The organism is Paraburkholderia suaedae (genome assembly GCF_040812055.1).
In the GTDB taxonomy this organism is placed as follows: domain Bacteria; phylum Pseudomonadota; class Gammaproteobacteria; order Burkholderiales; family Burkholderiaceae; genus Paraburkholderia.
In genome coordinates, this window is the sequence record NZ_JBFOAH010000017.1 from 120,973 (window position 1) to 137,920 (window position 16,948).

Sequence of the window (16,948 nt, forward strand, 5' to 3'; positions counted from 1 at the left end):
TTTACAACGTGGAAAGGCGTCTGGACAAATCGTCGCTGTTCGGCCATCAGGAGACAGTCACAGCCTTGCTGCGATCGACCGAAGTACAGCCAGCATCAGTCGTTCGCCTGCGAAGATCGAAAGCTTGTTCTGCTGGCTGCATAGGGCGACGACCTTGCGGTCATGCCTTGAGCGCTGTTCAGGCGCCGCGCTTTTGAATCGGGATGCCGCTTAAAGCGGTACCTCTGCGCCAATGAAAGGCGATGGTTAGGAATTTGCCCGAAAACTTTCACTTTTTAGTGGTCCAATTCGCCGGCTTTATTCAATAGCTTGGCCGTCGCTTTTCTAACAACAATTTCCAGCACCGTCCGCACGTATCGATGGAAGGGCTGGTTAGCGAATGTGGAGTCCCTAATGTTTCACAGAACCCTTTTGCCCATTCCGCTTGCCACCGCACTGTTTGTGCTGAGCGCATGCGGAAGCAACAATGACAGCTCTTCTGCATCTGCCCCGGCCGCCTCTGCGCCGACTGTAACTGTGTCCGCGCAGGACGCGCTGACCACTGCAACGCCGATCAAGCATCTGGTCGTGATCTTCGGTGAAAATCGTTCCTTCGATCACTACTTCGGCACCTACCCGAACGCGCAGAACCCGGCCGGTGAGCCCGCGTTCACAGCGGCGGCGAATACGCCGACGCAGATCAACACCCTGAATCAGAAATCGCTTCTGACGAGCAACCCGAACTTCCTGAACACGGCTAACAACGCGTTTTCCGCAGCTAGCGGCAAGAACCCGTTCCGCCTCGACCGCAGCCAGGCCAACACGAACGGCCAGTCGCACGACTATCGCAACGAACAGCTCGCCTACGACAATGGCGCGGCTGACCTGTTCCCTAAGTTCACGGGTAACAATGGTGCCGGTAGCGGTTCGACATTCGGTACGCCGGGTCTCGTGATGGGTTACTTCGACGGCAACACGGTCACGGCGCTCTGGAACTACGCCCAGAACTTTGCGATGAGCGACAACATGTACACGGACACGTACGGTCCGTCGACGCCGGGTGCGCTTGAAGTCGTCTCGGGGCAAACGAACGGCGGTGTTTCCTCGACCGGCGCCGCGCAAGGCGACAACGTCATCGCCGACGGCGCCGGCGGCTTCACGGTCAATGGTGACTCGGATCCTACAGGCGACCTGTGCTCGGCGACGACCAGTGTCACGATGTCCGCGAACAACAAGAACATCGGTGACCTGCTCAATGCGAAGAACATCACGTGGGGCGGCTTCATGGGTGGTTTCGACCTGACCGCCACGAATCCGAACGGCACGACGTCATGCCAGCGCAGCACGTTCTCGTCGGTCCTCGGGGCAACGAAGGTGGACTACATACCGCACCACAACTGGTTCCAGTACTATGCGACGACGGCCAACCTGGCGCACACCCGCCCGACTTCGACCGCGCTGATTGGCCAGACAGATCCGCTCGATTCGACGGCCAAGCCGGTTCACCATCAGTACGACGTCAACGATTTCTTCGCGGCTGTCTCGTCGGGTAACTACCCGTCGGTCAGCTATCTGAAGGCACCGGCCGTCGGCGATGGCCACCCGGGCAACTCGGATCCGATTGACGAGCAGGCGTTTTACACGAAGGTCGTCAACTTCCTGGAGCAACAGCCGGATTGGAAGAACACCGCCATCATCATCACCTACGACGATTCGGATGGCTGGTACGACCATGCTTACGCGACGCCGACGACTTCATCGTTCGACCCGACCGCCGACCAGCTGAATGGCGTAGGTACCTGTAACGCAGCGGGCGCAACTCAAGGCGTTGGCGTGACGGGGGCTGCTGTGAATGGCCGTTGCGGTCCGGGCACGCGTGTTCCGCTCATCGTGATCTCGCCGTATGCCCGTAGCAACTTCGTCGACCATACGCTGATTACGCAAGCCTCTGTTGTCAAGTTCATCGAAGACAACTGGCTCGGCGGCACGCGAATCGGTGGCGGATCGCACGATGCGACGACGGGCAGCCTCAATTCGCTGTTCGACTTCACGAATGGTGGCAAGACGCCGGCGGTGTTCCTCGACACGAACACTGGCACCAAGCTGTCCTCCGCGCCGGTGATGAACTAAGTAGTCAGACTGACACGCCTGGTTTGTCTGTCATGCCGCAGGGGACCTGCTGGTCAATCCTGCGGCGTGACGTTCGATGAACGGGACGTTGATAACAGACAGTCAGTAAAGGCGTCGAGCCAGCCGGTACGGTGGCTCGACCTGCTTATTTGCAGTTCAGATTTGCCACAGCTATCGCGATGAACCTTCCTTCGAATGCCACCTTGCCTTCGCAACTACCCACCGGAAGCGGCCCGTCTCCCGACGCTGCCAGCCACACGCTGCGCCGCCGGATCCTATGGATACTGTTGGGCATCGTGCTGGCGTGCGTCGTAGTTGGCTATGCGCTGATCTACCCGGAACGTATGCCCGCGGCGATCGGTGACAGGGTTGAGGACCTGACGGGCGCGAACGCCCACCCGGTCCAGCTCTTGCGTCCCCCAGTCGCGCCCCTTAGCGCGGTGGCCGTGCTTGGCAGAGACCTGTTCAATGACCCGTCGCTTTCGGCGTCGGGCAAACAGTCGTGCGCGTCGTGCCACAGCGCCGCGCATGCTTTCGGACCACCCAACGATCTTTCGGTACAGCTTGGCGGTCCTCACCTGACGGACGCTGGCTCTCGGCCGGTGCCGTCGCTTGCCTACCTGTATCGCCAGGCTCCATTCAGCATCGGTCCCGACCAGGGGGAGACAGACGCCGCACCGGTCAGCCTCGACGTACTTGCATCTGCCGCACAAGGTGTGCAACGCGCCCAGAAAAACGCAGGCGTTGCACCGGCCGCGCCTGCCATGGTGCCGCAAGGCGGGTTCTTCTGGGACGGCCGTGCAAGCACGCTTCAGGATCAGGCGATCGTACCGCTGACGAACCCAGTCGAAATGGCGAACCCGAACGTGCCGGCGGTGGCTGACAAGCTCATGCACTCAAAGTACATCGGTACGATCAAGCAGCTCTTCGGTACGCGCGTCGTCAACGACCCGAACCTGCTTGTGTCGGAGGCCATGTTCGCGATTGGCAGGTATCAGTTCGAAGATCCGGCGTTTCATGCATTCTCGAGCAAATATGACGCCTGGCTCGAAGGACATGCCCGCCTTACACAAGCCGAACTGCGGGGCCTGCGCCTGTTCAACGACAAGGACAAAGCCAATTGCGCAGGCTGCCACCTGAGTCAACCGACGTCTGACGGTCTTCCGCCGCTATTTACGGACACGCAGTATGAGGCGCTCGGCGTCCCACGCAATCACGAACTTGTGCAGAATAAGGATCCCAAATTCTACGACATGGGCGTTTGTGGCCCGTTCCGGACCGGCATGGCGAAGGACACGCAATATTGCGGCATGTTCCTGACGCCGACGCTGCGTAACGCGGCAAGCCGCGGTACGTTCTTCCACAATGGCGTGTACCACAACCTCAAGCAGGTCATGGATTTCTATAACCTGCGCAACACGAGCCCGGAGAAAATCTACCCACATGACGCGGCGGGCAAAGTCCTGGTGTATGACGATCTGCCTGAAAAATACCATTCGAATGTCGACGTTGCGGATGCCCCGTTTGACCGCAAGTTTGGCGACACGCCTGCGATGACAGATGAGGACATCAGCGACATTATTGCGTTCATGAAGACGCTCGATGACGGCTACGGGAGCGTTCGCAAGTAATCGCTGGATCGAAGACGAGCGCAGCACGCGCTCGTCCCCTGTTGACCCATGTGCACCCCTCGCACGCTTTCAGTCGATCGCGGTCCCACTAGTCGCGCAAGCCTGCCGCATTGCGCGCAGGACAATCGGTTGCATCTTCTCGTTCCACGAGTCGGGGTGCGCATCAAGGTATTTATCGATGATTGTGCTGACCTGTCGCGCATCGGCATGCATTGTTCCGACGCAGCGCTGAAGTTTCTCGATTTTCGTGTCTGGCGCGCCAAAGGCCGGAGCATAGGAGAAGCCGTCGAGCACGCCAATTACGTACGCCGTACGTAATGATTGACTTCCACCTCGAAATAATTTGCCGGTAAGAAACCCGTTGTTCGTCTCGGACGCCGGACTCGCGTGCGCGACGGAGCAAAGTGTGACGAGTGCTACGGCGACCATTGATCTGTTCATCTGATATCGATTCAAAAAAGATAGGGTGCGCTATTGTGTGCCGCTATTGTGACGATTGCTGGGCTGACACATCAAAAAATTCACCGCTGCGTATGCATTCCTGACCGGCATGCCTGGTTCAGTCGGCTGAAGTGTCACCTCATTTTGCTCACTCAGAAAACTGCGGCCGTTCCACCACAAACCATCTGTCGATACGATATTCCGGTTAAGAAGGCGAACCTGTTCGTCGGCAACGGGACAGCCGGAAAGCTACATAGCGACAGAAGGGGCCTGACAGCCTCTTCTGTCGCTATGTCGATAAAATGAACGCACTTCGCCCTATGCGCAGTGCGGCAATGCGAAATTTCTTCTCCGCGGGAAAAACAGAATGAGTGGGCGTATTATGCTTGTCGAAGAGCGCCTGGAATCGGCGGAAGCCCTGTGGAAAAGTGCCGTTAGCTGCGGCTTCCACCTCGAGATTGGGTTCGATCTGGATGCGGCAATAACGATGTTGGAAAATGGCCCTTTGCCTGATGCGTTGATACTGGCCTGCGGCAAACACAAACTGGGACGTCGTTCCGCTCTGAAAGCACTTCGTTTCTCAATCCGTACCCAACGCCTTCCCGTTATTGTCATCGCTCCCGCAGGCGACGAAGAGGACTGCATCCGCACCCTCGCAGCAGGTGCCGACGACTATGTTACGACACCCTTTTCTCCGGCCGAGCTCTTCGCCCGGGTTAAAGCGATTTTACGTCCACGGCCTGTGTCGGCACCGGATCCGGTTCTTGTTTTTGATGGGCTGTCGCTAGACCCTAATACTCACAGCATTTTCCTGATGGATTACGACAAACGAACTGATCTTGGCATGACCCCCACCGAGTTCAAATTGTTGCGACTGCTAATAAAACATGCGGACGAGGTCCTGTCGCGCGAAACTATCGTGAAAAGCGTCTGGGATGAAGAGAGGGCGGTGATGCCACGCATGATAGATGTGCAGGTTTACAACATACGAGCAATACTGCGCCAGGTCGGCCGTGAGCACATGATAGAGACGGTGCCACGGATGGGATATCGAATCAGGAGTCGAAGTGCTCTTTGAGAGCGGGTTGCTCTCGTGTAATCACGGCCACGCACATGATCGCGACGTGATCTGCGTCTCGAATCACGCAAGAGGACCTTCTGAACGACGCAACTTGAGTTGAATCCCCGGGATACTGTGGGGCTCGTTTTCGGCGAATCACGTGTGCCCGGCAAGGGATTTTTCTTTCGAGCACAAAGCCGCGGAGGCGAATATCCGCAGCCTTCGCTCGTTCCCTGACTGACTGTTTTCGAGAACACGGAAGGGCTGGAGTGGGTGTGCGCCGTGAAAAGGTGGCGCTTTCCAGATTCAGACACCGCTCGGCAATGACACATTTGCCGTAATCGAGCGCTGGGAAAGCGCCGAAGCGTTGAAGGCACCTGCGGCGTGTGCGCACATGGCCGAATATGGACGCAATACCAAGCCATTGCTGGCTAGCCGCGTGATCAATGTGCTGCAGGCTTGCTAAGGCGGCGACTCGCACCGCCCGCGTGTGCTAGCACGGTATAGCGTGCGGCCGTGCGCCTAAATGATCGACGCACGGCGAAGGTAGTCGTCCGCCATGCGGCGCCCCGTGCGAAACGTTCGCCATCGGTTCCGGACCAGCGCGTTTGTCTTGTCGAGTGGCAAAGATAAATTTTTTCCGACCGGCACGCCCCCTTCGGATGCAATCAGTCGCTGTTCGTCAAGGGTTGTTGGACCCCTGCCATTGTCCGCAGGAATGCGAGTGCGCCACCGTGCGTTTGCTGGCAGGCGTCGAACGAGCCTCGATGGAGGAAACCGCGGGGTGCTCTGTAACCTTGAGATTCTGTCATCAACCGTATAGCAAATTTATAAAACCGAAGGCGCGTACCGTTAAGGCAGCATATCTGAGCGCGCGGCGAAGATTTTTTTCCGCTCAATCCGCATGCCTTCTTTATCAAGAAGCTGGCGCTTTATACAACGGATTTAGATACAGGTCGATATCATCGCTCCGGTTGACGCCACTGCTTCACAGTCAGGCGTCATTCTTGGGAGAAAAATCATGTTTGAAATTGGAAAAGAGTATTCTCGGGAAGATATTCATCGGGTCACGGGAGGATGCAAACAGGCATTCTTGCCTGTGAAGGGCGGAAAGGTCGTCGCCGCACGATTGCGTCAGGATCTCAATCCGTATGCCCCGGATGTGATCGTCTGCGATGGCAGCGCCGCTTCACGTGCGGCCGGCCGAACGCTCGCGCGACAGACCGACCCACTTCCTGTTTTTGTCCGAACAGCAACTGACCGATTCCGTTACATGGGCGAGTACGTCACTGATGAATCGTTTACTGTTCCGGCCGACTACGCAAAGTATGTGGAGAACACTGGATTTACGCTTGGTCAGATTTCGCGCGTGATCAAGATGAAACGCCGTTGATCTCAACGGATTCTGCAATTCGTAACCGTCCCTTCGTTGGCTGGGTTGCTGCTCGCGCCCAACCGACGAACATCAATGACACTCCTAACGGGTCGCAGTAGTGGTCAGGTGCTCGACGATCGGCCCCAAAGCAAGCGCCGGGAGGTAGGTCAGGGATGCAACCATGGCAACCGTCCCGATAAGCAAACCCACAAACAGGACGCCGTGTGTTTGCAGAGTGCCCGGGCCGGGCGCGCGTCGTCTTCCCCCATGAACACTACCGCGAATAACAGCGAAAGCGGTAGGAGGGTATAGAGCGTCGAGCGCGTCAGATCGACCCAGAGATTATCTGCCGTCTGAGCGCCACGGCGGGCAAAACCGCCGATCAGCGCAAGTAGCAGGGCGATGCCACTCGACGCGGACAGAAAACTCTGCACCGGGATGCCGAGCATGCCGTCGGGGTCGGGACTGGACCCGGATATCACGCTGGCGAACGCGACTTACCAGCTCGATCGCGTAGCCGCCGCGTGGGCCACGGATACGAAGCGTGATCCGGCGATGGTGCGTGCCGAAATCAATGCCGTGTTGCATCAGCAGGAGCATGCGCCGCTCGGTGGGCTGGTCGGCGATCCGCTCGTGAACATGCTTGCTGTCAACCTCGGACTACGCAGACGTTATGGAGCGCCTGCATGATTAGATCCGCCTGGATGGCATCCTGCACCGGTGGCATGCAGGCGATTTGGCTGAAAAGCTGACACGCGTTCCATGTCGAGCAAGACTGTCGGCGGATAGCAGCGATTTTTACGCGAGATTAACGCCGACTCGCGTAGCCTGATAACAATCTAGGGGCAGGGGGCCGATATGACGCGCGCACTGGTTGGTCTGCGGACTTTTTTTGGATTGGGCAAAGCATCGCCCCGTGGCCGATCGCGGGCCGCGCCAAGCCGCAATGTGATGATGCGCGTGACCCTGGACGCACAACACGCCACGCCATTGCGCCAGGCGCTGACCCGAGACTGCGGCGATCAGCAATGGACCATTCGCGTTGCGCCTCTGCACGGAACGGGCCGCGTACGGCTATCGCTCTATCTGCCCAAAGACGCTGTCAATGGGGCCATTCAACGGCTCGCGCATCTAAAGCCGGCTGCGGAGGTCGGGCAACTGCTTGAAATCCCCGACGCGCCAACCGACGCCTGGCGGGATTTGATGCATGGCGAGTCCCAGCCGCGCGCCGATTCGCCGGATTTTCGAGCTGAATCTGCAGTGAAAGGGGACACTGTTGCCCAACTGCTTTCTCCGCACCATGTTCTGCTTGGTCTGGAAGTAGCGGACCGTGAGACCCTTCTCGCTGAGTTTGGCCGCTACTGCGAACAGCACTATGATCTGCCGGCAACAAGCGTGGCTGCGGTGCTCGCGGCGCGTGAGGCGCTAGGTTCGACTGGCCTCGGCCAGGGCGTTGCCGTTCCGCACGGTCAAATCAGAATTCTGCGGCAGGCTATGGCGTTTTATGTTCGCCCCGCGAAGCCGATCCCGTTCGATGCCCCAGATGGGAAACCTGTGAGCGACGTGGTCGTTCTGCTAGTCCCGGAATGGGCAAACAGCACGCATCTGCGCTTGCTGGCTGACGTGGCGCAGCGCTTCTGCGACCACCAGTTCCGAGAGCTGCTACATGACTGTCGCGACGCGCGGGCCGTATGCCAGCTGTTCGCAAGCTACGAGGCGGCGGATGATGCCGAGCGAAACGCACCGTACGCTGATTCGGCCGGTCATCCGGGCGCAGGCGACAAACTGTTCCGTTCTCGCAGATAGGATCTTTTTCTGGTGGTTTGCCTCGCAGGAGGCAGAACGCAGATGCTGGGGTGCATTAAGCCGAAGCAATTCCCGCAATGGATCGTGGGGCCGCCGCGCGATCTGGCGGCGGCATGCGCCCTCCCGTCAACACGGGAGGTCAGGTGGCGGTCCTGCTCGTGACCGAACACTGGGGCCCAGCGATTCACACCTGCGCGTGCAGCGCCTATTCCCGGGCAGATTTTGCAGCGTCGTGCTCATGGGCGTCGTCAGAGTGCAGGCGGACACACTCGGCGCGCCGGGGCAGTCGCGCACCAGCCGGCCCGTTGACTCGTGCCTGTCGCATGCGTCAGCAGAGATTGCCTGATCGTCTCATGTACGGACAGTAACGGACGGCAATGAATGTCGGGCGACCGGCTGTTCAGGGTCGGGTGCCGCCAAACAAAGCAGTTTGCCAGCTTTTGCCAGCATCGCCCGCCGGTGCAGCGATGACTGCGGGTATCCGGCACCCTCGGCCGCGCGCGCCAGGTCGGCCGCCCGTTGCGGTTCCAGTTCCAGCAGCGCCATATTCAGCGAGGAGACCAGTTCTTGCGCCTGGTCCTGCGTGAGCAGGACGGTCTCGACTTGCTGTTCGCCTCTCCAGACGTTCGGGAATGCACGCCCGCACAGGCGGATGGTGGACTGTTCGTTGACCGGGCAATGTCCAGCGCCAGAAAAGCCGCTGAGACGAGCGCATGCCATACCGATTTTCTGCGCGTACGCACGGCAAGCTCTACCAGCAGTAGAGCGCGATGGTTTTCCGGGTTTCAATGGGTCGCTTGATGGCTGCCCTCTTCGGCAAAAGCAACAAACGTTAAACGTGTGTAAAATCCGTGCCGCTGCACAAGGCGACAAAAATTAACGCCGTCGAGAGATGATGGAAGCCCTGCTGAGAGAGCACCCCTTATTTTCTGGGGCTAGCGATGACCTAATGAAGAAAGCAGGCGAGCTGGTCCGCATCACCGAATTCGGGCCTGGTGAATACATCTGCTTTCAGGGTGACCCACGATCCCCGCTCGTGCTGGTTATTTCGGGGCAATTGCGAACTTCTACGCTCTCCGAGGATGGTCGCGAAATCCCGGTACGCACGATTAACCCTGGACAATCGGGTGGCGAAGAGCCGATCCTTCGCAACTTACCTATCCACGGGAACATCGTGGCCGTGAGGAAAAGCATTGTGGCCCTTTTCAGCCGTGCCCATGCCCGGCAGTTGTTCAATGAGCCCAATGTAGCGCGCGCGTTGAACAACTCCATGGCCCTTCGGGCTATGCATCTTGTCGAACGTCACGCAGCGCAGGGATTACCGCGTGCGGACGCCCGAATCTCAGCGGTCATCGAATCCGCGATCGACAATGCGGAACAGGATGAATCGCCCCTTATCGAACTTCCAGACCAGGCGACTATCGCGGCAATGGCAAAAGTCAGTCGCGAAACCGTCTCGCGCGTGCTGAAATCCCTGGAGCTCCGTGGCGTAATTGCAAAGGAAGGGCGATTGACCCGCATTCGCGATCGCATTGCGTTACATGCTCTGGCCACCGGATGACGGTGACTTCTTTTCATTCCAGCTATCTGGACAGTAAAGCCGCCGGGGCCGACCGAACCGCATATCTCGCGGCTTGCGTGGTTAGCGATCGGCGGATCCACATGTATCTCCCCCTGATTTGCTGGGCTACCTGTGCCTCACACACTCAATTGCGCTATGACCTGTGCTATTTCCATGACACATCCCGCACCGCTCCGTCGCTCATTCGGCCTCGTCGCTCTCGCCTTCGTTTTGCATGGTTCCACTGCGCTCGCGGAGACGACGGTGCACTCACTATCCGGCGTACGCGGCGCCATGCAGACTCGTGACGCCCAAAAGATGTTCGATCATTCGATGAGCGGTGCACCGCAACCCGACGGCTTCGGCACAAAGCTGCCCGCCGGCTTCACCACCGCATTTCTCGTCGAACAGCTGGCGCCGGGTCAGGACGCACGGAGCGTCGTGTTGTCGGGCGCGAAGCCCTGGCCGCTGCGGCCGAACAGCTATGTCGCCATGATCTGTCTTGCCGGCAGCCCGGAACTCGCCGCCTCCGCCCTGAAGTACCCCCCTGCCTCGTGCGACAGCCTCGGCAGCGACGATACAGACCCGCGACGCGTCTGGTTCGGCGTCTTCGAAAGCAATGGGTCAGGCGCACCGCGGCTCGTCGCGCGAACTGAGGCGCCCGTCGCCACGCCGACCGACTGGCGCGACACGAACATCGACCGGCCGGACAAGCTCGATGCAAGCGACACAGGAAGCGAACAGGAGGCCATGCCGTCCAGTTGGTCCCGCTTCGATCTCGCTGCGTACCAGCTCCGCACGGGCGAATACGCGTTCGGCGTGCGCGCAGGATGGAGCGAGGGATACGCCGGGGGCGGTGCAGATTTCGAAGCGCTGTATCTGTTCGTGATCGACGGGAAGTCACTGCGCGTGGTCTTCGCCCAGCCGATGGCCTTCGACAAAATGCTCGCAGGCGATTGGAACAAGGACGGCACACGCAAGCACGATGTGTCGGACGCAGCGAATGCGCTCACCATTCTTCCCGCCATGACCGGCGGCTATCACGATCTCCAGCTTCGGGAAAAAGCCGGTGGAAAGTGGCGGCGCACGTTCAAATGGGCCGCAGCGCAACAGCGATATGCGCCTAATCCATGAGGGCAGACGATCTGGGACGACCTTTCGGGCAAGCGAGCTTATGTGGGGTCGCCAGACCACAAAATGTTGAAGAACGGCGCCATCCTGCGGCGCGGACGCGCGCTGCAGGAATCCTGAAGTGATGTCAATCTGACGTCTCACTGCTGCAAGCACGGCTCGTTGGGACCGTCGTCTTCATGATGACTGTTGCGCGGTCTGGGCACTAACCTGCGCCCTCGGTGGCTCGGGCCAGCTCGGCCGCCCGTTGCAGTTCCAGTTCCAGCAACGCCATATTCAGCGAGGAGACGAGTTCCTGCGCCGGGTCCTGCGTGAGCAAGACGGTCTCAACGCGCTGTTCGGCTCTCCAGACACTGGTTCAACCCGGGCAACTACGGCTGTTCGACCACGCCCTCGGGCGGACATTCGAGCGTCCGCTCGGCCGGACCTCGGGCTGAACGAATCGCCATACATGGGCACGCTTACGCGTGGCCGGACATTATCTGACCCATCAAGCGCTCTTTGGCGGTAGCGCCGACGCAGTCGCTCTTTGCATCGAGCAAAGCACCTGCGCGGTTGCGGACCATCCCAGCGAAGTAATTGATCGACATCTTGAACAGGCCGGCCGCTGCGCCGATTGCCGCACGCGGATAGGTCAGGCACGCGTGCACTTGCTCGCTGCGGCTTTCGCCATAGAGGCACCACGTGCAGAAGTGTTCGCAGTTATTGGTCAGCAGTCGGTATCGATTCTCGCCAAGGCGCGAGCGCGCCCGTTCTACAACTTGCCGGTCGGCGTAACCTGGACGATTGCCCGGCTTTATCCACACTTCGCTTCCGGCAGCGAAGCATGCAATCGTCACCTCCTCGACAGGTCCGCGATGCAACGACCGGGCAAGACCCGCGTAGTGCACTACCTTGCCTTCGCCTACATAGATCCCGTGGTGGCGGTATGCGCCGCGAGGTGTTACGAGATGTGCGCCGAGAGCCGGTTCGCTTCCAACTCCAAGATGCCACAGCATCTGTATCGTCGCACTGGTGCGCGACGCGATAGTGGCGTGTCCCATGATTCGACTCCCAGCTGCGACCTGCATGAGCCAAGCATAGAGCTGGATATGTATTTACGATAATTAAAGATTATTAGGACTTCCATAGTTGATTGATTATGGAGGGTGCCTTGTTGGCGCAGGTCACCTGTCCAACGGAGATAAGGCTTCACAGCCGGATTCGAGGCGATTTGTTCAGTTGCGAGGCGTCGCCTCGAAGTACCTGGCGGGCTATCTGGGCTGGCTTCGTTTCTTTGGCCGCTTCTAAGGCCTGTTCAAGACCACGCCTGTTCTTGCTCGACGCGTTTGATACGTCAACTACGACACGATTTAGTGACAGCGCCAATAAAAAAGGCGGTTACGTGTGAACGCGAGTGCCGCATGGCGCCGATCAGAACTGACCCGCATCCGTCGACTTTCACAGCAAAGGCGTCTGCCGGTAGCGGGGACAGAGCCTCCGGGCAGTGAAAGCGTACAGCTTCGGTAAGTCAGCCCCCTAGGCAGATCAAATCAAGTAGACCTTTCCTACTTGACACCGCCCCGTCGCGTCCCTAACATTCACCGGTAAATTGGTATTACCGCTTTGCACGAGCGTGCGCTGCACGGCATTGGTCATGTCGTGTTGCCGCTTGATGTTGCGCCCAAAAATTGAACAGAAAAATGGAGATGCGATTGTGACTATGAGTACCACCGACGTCTTGCCGGCCGGCGAATCATTTGAGGATCGCACCTACCGGAAAGTCACGCTCAAGATCGTGCCGATCCTGGTCATTTGCTACGTCGCGGCTTACTTCGACCGCGTCAACATCAGTTTCGCGAAGCTGCAGATGCAAAGCGCTCTGGGGCTATCGGATACGGTGTATGGACTGGGCGCCGCGATCTTCTTCATCGGCTACTTTCTGTTTGAGACACCGAGCAACCTGATTCTGCACAGGATCGGCGCGCGACGCTGGATTACCCGGATCATGATTTCCTGGGGTATTACGTCGTCGGCGATGATGTTCGTCAACGGTCCAGTGTCGTTCTACGTGCTGCGCTTCCTGCTAGGCGCATTCGAAGCCGGGTTCATGCCCGGCGTGATCCTGTACTTCACCTACTGGTACCCGGCCCGGCGGCGTGCGCGGATGGTCGCGCTGTTCATGACGGGCATCGCGATTGCCGGCACGATTGGCGGCCCGCTGGCGGGCTTTGTCATGACGAAGTTTGGCGGGATCGGCGGCCTGGCCGGCTGGCAATGGTTGATGCTGGTCGAAGGCTTGCCGACTGTCGTGCTCGGCGTAATCGTGTACCTGATGCTGGTAGACCGGATCGAGGACGGGAAATGGCTCACGCACGAAGAAAAGACGCTGCTGCGGGACAACCTCGCTGCTGAGGTCACGCCGCAGCGCGCGCACGACGTAAAAAGCGCGTTCAAGAATCGCTATACCGCGCTGCTTGCGCTGATCTACTTCCTGGTGCTCAACGGCCAGTTCGGCCTGTCGTTCTGGATGCCGCAACTGATTAAAAATTCAGGGGTGTCCGAGCCACTGTCAATCGGCATGTTATCGGCGGTGCCTTACGCGGTGACGGGTCTGTTGATGGTCTTGATCGGCCGCAGCTCCGACCGCACCGGCGAGCGGCGCGTGCACCTCGCGCTCTGTATTTTCGCGGGCACCGTCGGCTACTGCGTGTGCGCCTGGTTCTCGCACAATACGGTGATCGCCACGGCCGGGCTGTCGCTCGCTGCGGTCGGCATCATCAGTTCGTACGGCATCTTCTGGACCATGCCGCCGAAGTTTTTGAGCGGTAGCGCGGCCGCGGCCGGTATTGCCATCATCAATTCGATCGGCAATCTGGGCGGCTTCGTCAGCCCGTATGCGATCGGCAAGCTAACCGACATGACCGGCAGCACGGATCTCGGCATGTATGTGATCGCCGCCATGACTGCCGTGGCTGCTGTGCTCGTGCTCTTCACGATACCGAAGCACATCTGCAACGATCGAGTTTAGGCTCAATTCCACCCGTCGCGCCACGGCAGCCTGAGCGGGCTGCCTCATTTCATCCAAAAGCACTATGAGCTCCCAATCGCCCGTCATACGGTTGCATCCCGACGACAACGTCGTCATTTCGCGCCGTCAGTTGATACCTGGCAATCGCCTCGAAGCAGACGTCGTCGCCGCGGATCTGGTGCCGGCCGGCCACAAGGTCGCGACCCGGCCGCTCGCGGCCGGCGAGCCCGTGCGGCGCTACGGCCAGATCATCGGCGTCACGACGCAGCCTGTTGAAAGCGGCCGCCACGTCCATGTGCACAATCTCGCGATGAGCGAATTCGCGCGCGACTATGTGATTGGTGAGGATCTGCGATCGCTGCCTCCCGCGTCGTCAGAGGCCACGTTTCTTGGCATCGAGCGCGAGGATGGACGCATCGCCACGCGTAATTACATCGGTATCCTAACGTCTGTCAATTGTTCGGCGACTGTCGCTCGCGGTATCGCCGATCATTTCAGCGGCCCGCGCCGCGACGGTACCGCGTTGCGGGATTTCCCGCACATTGACGGTGTGGTCGCGCTGACGCACGGTGCCGGCTGCGCAACCGACAGCGAAGGCGAGGGGCTTGCCGTGTTGCGCCGTACGCTGGCGGGATACGCGGGACATGCAAACTTTGCGGCTCTGCTGATCGTCGGACTCGGCTGCGAAACCAACCAGATTTCCGGCCTGATGGCCGAACAGGGATTGAGCGAATCGGCGCGTCTGCGAACATTCAACATTCAGGAAGTCGGTGGTACCGCTGCGGCGGTCGAGACCGGCGTGCGTCTGATCGAGGCCATGCTGACCGAGCTTCCCCGAGTCGAACGTCGGCCTGTGCCGGCCAGCCGGCTGATCGTCGGCCTGCAGTGTGGCGGTTCGGACGGCTATTCGGGAATCACCGCGAATCCAGCTCTGGGTGCTGCGGTCGATCGACTCGTGGCGCACGGAGGCACCGCGATCCTGTCGGAAACCCCGGAAATCTATGGCGCCGAACATCTGCTGTTGCGCCGTGCTGTGTCGCGCGAGGTCGGAGAGAAACTGCTCGAACGGATCAACTGGTGGACCCAGTACTGCGACCGGCATGGTGCCGACATGAATAACAATCCGTCCGCCGGCAACAAGGCCGGTGGGTTGACCACTATTCTCGAGAAGTCACTCGGGGCGGTCGCCAAAGGCGGTACCTCCGCACTGCAGGCGGTCTACGAATACGCGCAGCCGGTCCGGGCGCACGGCCTCGTATTCATGGATACCCCCGGCTATGATCCGGTGTCGGCAACCGGCCAGGTCGCCGGCGGTGCGAACCTGATCTGCTTCACCACCGGGCGCGGCTCTGCTTATGGCTGCGCGCCGTCTCCGTCGATCAAGCTCGGCACCAACAATGCGCTTTGGGCGCGTCAGCAGGCCGACGTCGACATTAATTGCGGACCCATACTGGACGGCGAATCAAGCATCGACGAGATGGGCGAGCATATATTCCGTACGATGCTGGCTACCGCATCGGGAACGCGTACCAAAAGCGAGTTGCATGGCTACGGACAATCAGAGTTCGTACCATGGCAGCTGGGCGCGGTCATGTGAAACCTACTCGGGCATCTGAAGCAACCTATTCAGGAGAATAATCCGTATGACTTCGAACGCCGTTGCGGCCATTGCGCGTGATGCGATCGCCGCGCCATCCACGACAACTTACGGCACGCCGAGCGGGGTGATGCAATGAGCGCACCTCGCTACGCTGCCGACGCGCTGATCGGCTACGCGAATCAACTACTGGAAGCGGCGGGCCTTGCGTCGACGCATGCCGATGCGGTGGCGCGCACGCTGGTCGACGGTGACCTGCTGGGTCATGACACGCACGGTCTGGCGCAGCTTGCCGGTTATGTCGGCGCGCTCGAGGCCGGCACCATGACCAAGGAAGGCGAGCCTCTCGTGATCGCCGACAAAGCGGCAACCTTGCTGTGGGATGGGCGCCGTCTGCCCGGACCGTCGCTGGTGCTGCGCGGTATCGACGCGCTGCTGCCGCGGGCTCGCGAATACGGCACCGCGACTCTGGTGATTCGCCGCAGCCATCATATTGCGAGCCTCGCCGCGTATCTGCTGAAGGCGACCGAAGCGGGTTTCGTGCTGATGCTGTCCAGTTCCGATCCGAGCGTACAAAGTGTCGCGCCGTTCGGCGGCACACGCGCTGTGTTCACACCGAATCCGGTCGCGATCGGCGTGCCGACGTCGGATACGCCGTTTCTTATCGACATTTCATCGTCGGTCACCACCAATGCGATGACCGCACGGCGGCACAAAGCGGGCGAGCGTTTCAACGAGCCATGGATGCTCGATGCGCAAGGCAATGCCACCGACGAACCCGGCGTGCTGTTCGACAATCCGCCCGGCACCATACTGCCCCTTGGCGGTCTGGGAGCAGGCCATAAGGGCTTCGGACTCGCCGTGCTGATTGAAGCGCTGACGAGCGGCCTGGCCGGCTTCGGTCGCGCCGATCCGTCCGAGGGCTGGGGCGCGACTGTATTCATGACGTTGTATGACCCGGCGGCTTTCTGCGGTGAGCAGGAATTCAAGCGGCAGATGGATTGGCTCGCGGATGCATGCCGCAACAATCCGCCACGCCCCGGCGTGGAAAGTGTGCGCATGCCTGGGGACGGCGGTATGGCTCGCAGAGCGGCACAACTTGCAGGCGGCGTGCGGCTGCACGACACGATCCGGCCGGCGCTTGAGGTATGCGGGCAGCGCTACGGTATCGCCTTCCCGAGCCCGCTCGACGCGTAATGCCTGGGACTTGAGGCCCACCGCTTGCGC

Annotated in this window: 16 protein-coding genes; 11 read left to right on the forward strand and 5 right to left on the reverse strand. The window is 59.9% G+C overall.

Features of this window, described 5'->3' with window-relative positions:
* Positions 1-393: 393 nt before the first annotated feature.
* Both ABQJ48_RS22425 and ABQJ48_RS22430 read left to right on the forward strand, forming a co-directional pair.
* A complete protein-coding gene (locus ABQJ48_RS22425; protein ID WP_367840194.1) occupies positions 394-2,109 on the forward strand; it encodes a phospholipase C in 1,716 nt (571 codons plus the stop codon).
* Between the two features lie 179 nt (positions 2,110-2,288).
* A complete protein-coding gene (locus ABQJ48_RS22430) occupies positions 2,289-3,740 on the forward strand; it encodes a cytochrome-c peroxidase (protein WP_367840195.1) in 1,452 nt (483 codons plus the stop codon).
* Between the two features lie 69 nt (positions 3,741-3,809).
* Here ABQJ48_RS22430 and ABQJ48_RS22435 read toward each other — a convergent pair whose 3' ends face one another.
* On the reverse strand, positions 3,810-4,181 hold the full coding sequence (locus tag ABQJ48_RS22435) for a Rap1a/Tai family immunity protein (RefSeq protein ID WP_367840196.1): 372 nt from the start codon (positions 4,179-4,181) through the stop codon (positions 3,810-3,812).
* 367 nt (positions 4,182-4,548) lie between these two features.
* On the opposite strand from ABQJ48_RS22435, the gene ABQJ48_RS22440 reads away from it, so the two are divergent.
* Together ABQJ48_RS22440 and ABQJ48_RS22445 are read left to right on the forward strand one after the other, a co-directional pair.
* On the forward strand, positions 4,549-5,259 hold the full coding sequence (locus ABQJ48_RS22440) for a winged helix-turn-helix domain-containing protein (protein ID WP_367840197.1): 711 nt from the start codon (positions 4,549-4,551) through the stop codon (positions 5,257-5,259).
* 1,003 nt (positions 5,260-6,262) lie between these two features.
* Complete coding sequence (locus ABQJ48_RS22445) at positions 6,263-6,634, forward strand: DUF6697 family protein (protein ID WP_367840198.1); 372 nt, start codon at positions 6,263-6,265, stop codon at positions 6,632-6,634.
* A gap of 84 nt (positions 6,635-6,718) precedes the next feature.
* Here ABQJ48_RS22445 and ABQJ48_RS22450 read toward each other — a convergent pair whose 3' ends face one another.
* Together ABQJ48_RS22450 and ABQJ48_RS22455 are read right to left on the reverse strand one after the other, a co-directional pair.
* Complete coding sequence (locus ABQJ48_RS22450) at positions 6,719-6,826, reverse strand: potassium-transporting ATPase subunit KdpA (protein WP_367840199.1); 108 nt, start codon at positions 6,824-6,826, stop codon at positions 6,719-6,721.
* Complete coding sequence (locus ABQJ48_RS22455) at positions 6,784-7,065, reverse strand: potassium-transporting ATPase subunit KdpA (RefSeq protein WP_367840200.1); 282 nt, start codon at positions 7,063-7,065, stop codon at positions 6,784-6,786. Before ABQJ48_RS22455 ends, ABQJ48_RS22450 begins: the two co-directional genes overlap by 43 nt.
* Here ABQJ48_RS22455 and ABQJ48_RS22460 point away from each other — a divergent pair.
* Both ABQJ48_RS22460 and ABQJ48_RS22465 read left to right on the forward strand, forming a co-directional pair.
* Positions 7,064-7,306 carry a potassium-transporting ATPase subunit C gene (locus ABQJ48_RS22460; protein ID WP_367840201.1) on the forward strand — a complete coding sequence of 81 codons (243 nt, stop codon included), beginning with the start codon at positions 7,064-7,066 and terminating at the stop codon, positions 7,304-7,306. The genes ABQJ48_RS22455 and ABQJ48_RS22460 overlap by 2 nt on opposite strands.
* A gap of 168 nt (positions 7,307-7,474) precedes the next feature.
* Positions 7,475-8,422, forward strand: coding sequence for a PTS sugar transporter subunit IIA (locus tag ABQJ48_RS22465; RefSeq protein ID WP_367840202.1), 948 nt, complete (start codon positions 7,475-7,477; stop codon positions 8,420-8,422).
* Positions 8,423-8,773: 351 nt separating this feature from the next.
* Here the strand turns inward: ABQJ48_RS22465 and ABQJ48_RS22470 are convergent, their stop codons facing one another.
* Positions 8,774-9,142 (reverse strand): hypothetical protein, encoded by a 369-nt coding sequence (locus ABQJ48_RS22470; protein ID WP_367840203.1) that lies wholly within the window; start codon positions 9,140-9,142, stop codon positions 8,774-8,776.
* A 229-nt stretch (positions 9,143-9,371) separates the two neighbouring features.
* Between ABQJ48_RS22470 and ABQJ48_RS22475 the strand changes: the two genes are divergently transcribed.
* Both ABQJ48_RS22475 and ABQJ48_RS22480 read left to right on the forward strand, forming a co-directional pair.
* On the forward strand, positions 9,372-9,983 hold the full coding sequence (locus ABQJ48_RS22475) for a Crp/Fnr family transcriptional regulator (protein ID WP_367840204.1): 612 nt from the start codon (positions 9,372-9,374) through the stop codon (positions 9,981-9,983).
* A 264-nt stretch (positions 9,984-10,247) separates the two neighbouring features.
* Positions 10,248-11,117 carry a hypothetical protein gene (locus ABQJ48_RS22480; RefSeq protein WP_367840205.1) on the forward strand — a complete coding sequence of 290 codons (870 nt, stop codon included), beginning with the start codon at positions 10,248-10,250 and terminating at the stop codon, positions 11,115-11,117.
* A gap of 458 nt (positions 11,118-11,575) precedes the next feature.
* On the opposite strand, the gene ABQJ48_RS22485 is transcribed toward ABQJ48_RS22480, so the two are convergent.
* On the reverse strand, positions 11,576-12,157 hold the full coding sequence (locus ABQJ48_RS22485) for a lecithin retinol acyltransferase family protein (protein ID WP_473094170.1): 582 nt from the start codon (positions 12,155-12,157) through the stop codon (positions 11,576-11,578).
* A gap of 659 nt (positions 12,158-12,816) precedes the next feature.
* On the opposite strand from ABQJ48_RS22485, the gene ABQJ48_RS22490 reads away from it, so the two are divergent.
* The 3 genes from ABQJ48_RS22490 to ABQJ48_RS22500 all read left to right on the forward strand — a co-directional run bounded on the left by ABQJ48_RS22490 (position 12,817) and on the right by ABQJ48_RS22500 (position 16,918).
* A complete protein-coding gene (locus ABQJ48_RS22490; RefSeq protein ID WP_367840253.1) occupies positions 12,817-14,124 on the forward strand; it encodes an MFS transporter in 1,308 nt (435 codons plus the stop codon).
* A gap of 64 nt (positions 14,125-14,188) precedes the next feature.
* Complete coding sequence (locus ABQJ48_RS22495) at positions 14,189-15,721, forward strand: UxaA family hydrolase (protein WP_367840206.1); 1,533 nt, start codon at positions 14,189-14,191, stop codon at positions 15,719-15,721.
* Positions 15,722-15,856: 135 nt separating this feature from the next.
* Entirely contained in the window at positions 15,857-16,918 is a 1,062-nt protein-coding gene (locus ABQJ48_RS22500) for an Ldh family oxidoreductase (protein ID WP_367840207.1), read from the forward strand.
* The last annotated feature ends 30 nt before the right edge of the window (positions 16,919-16,948 follow it).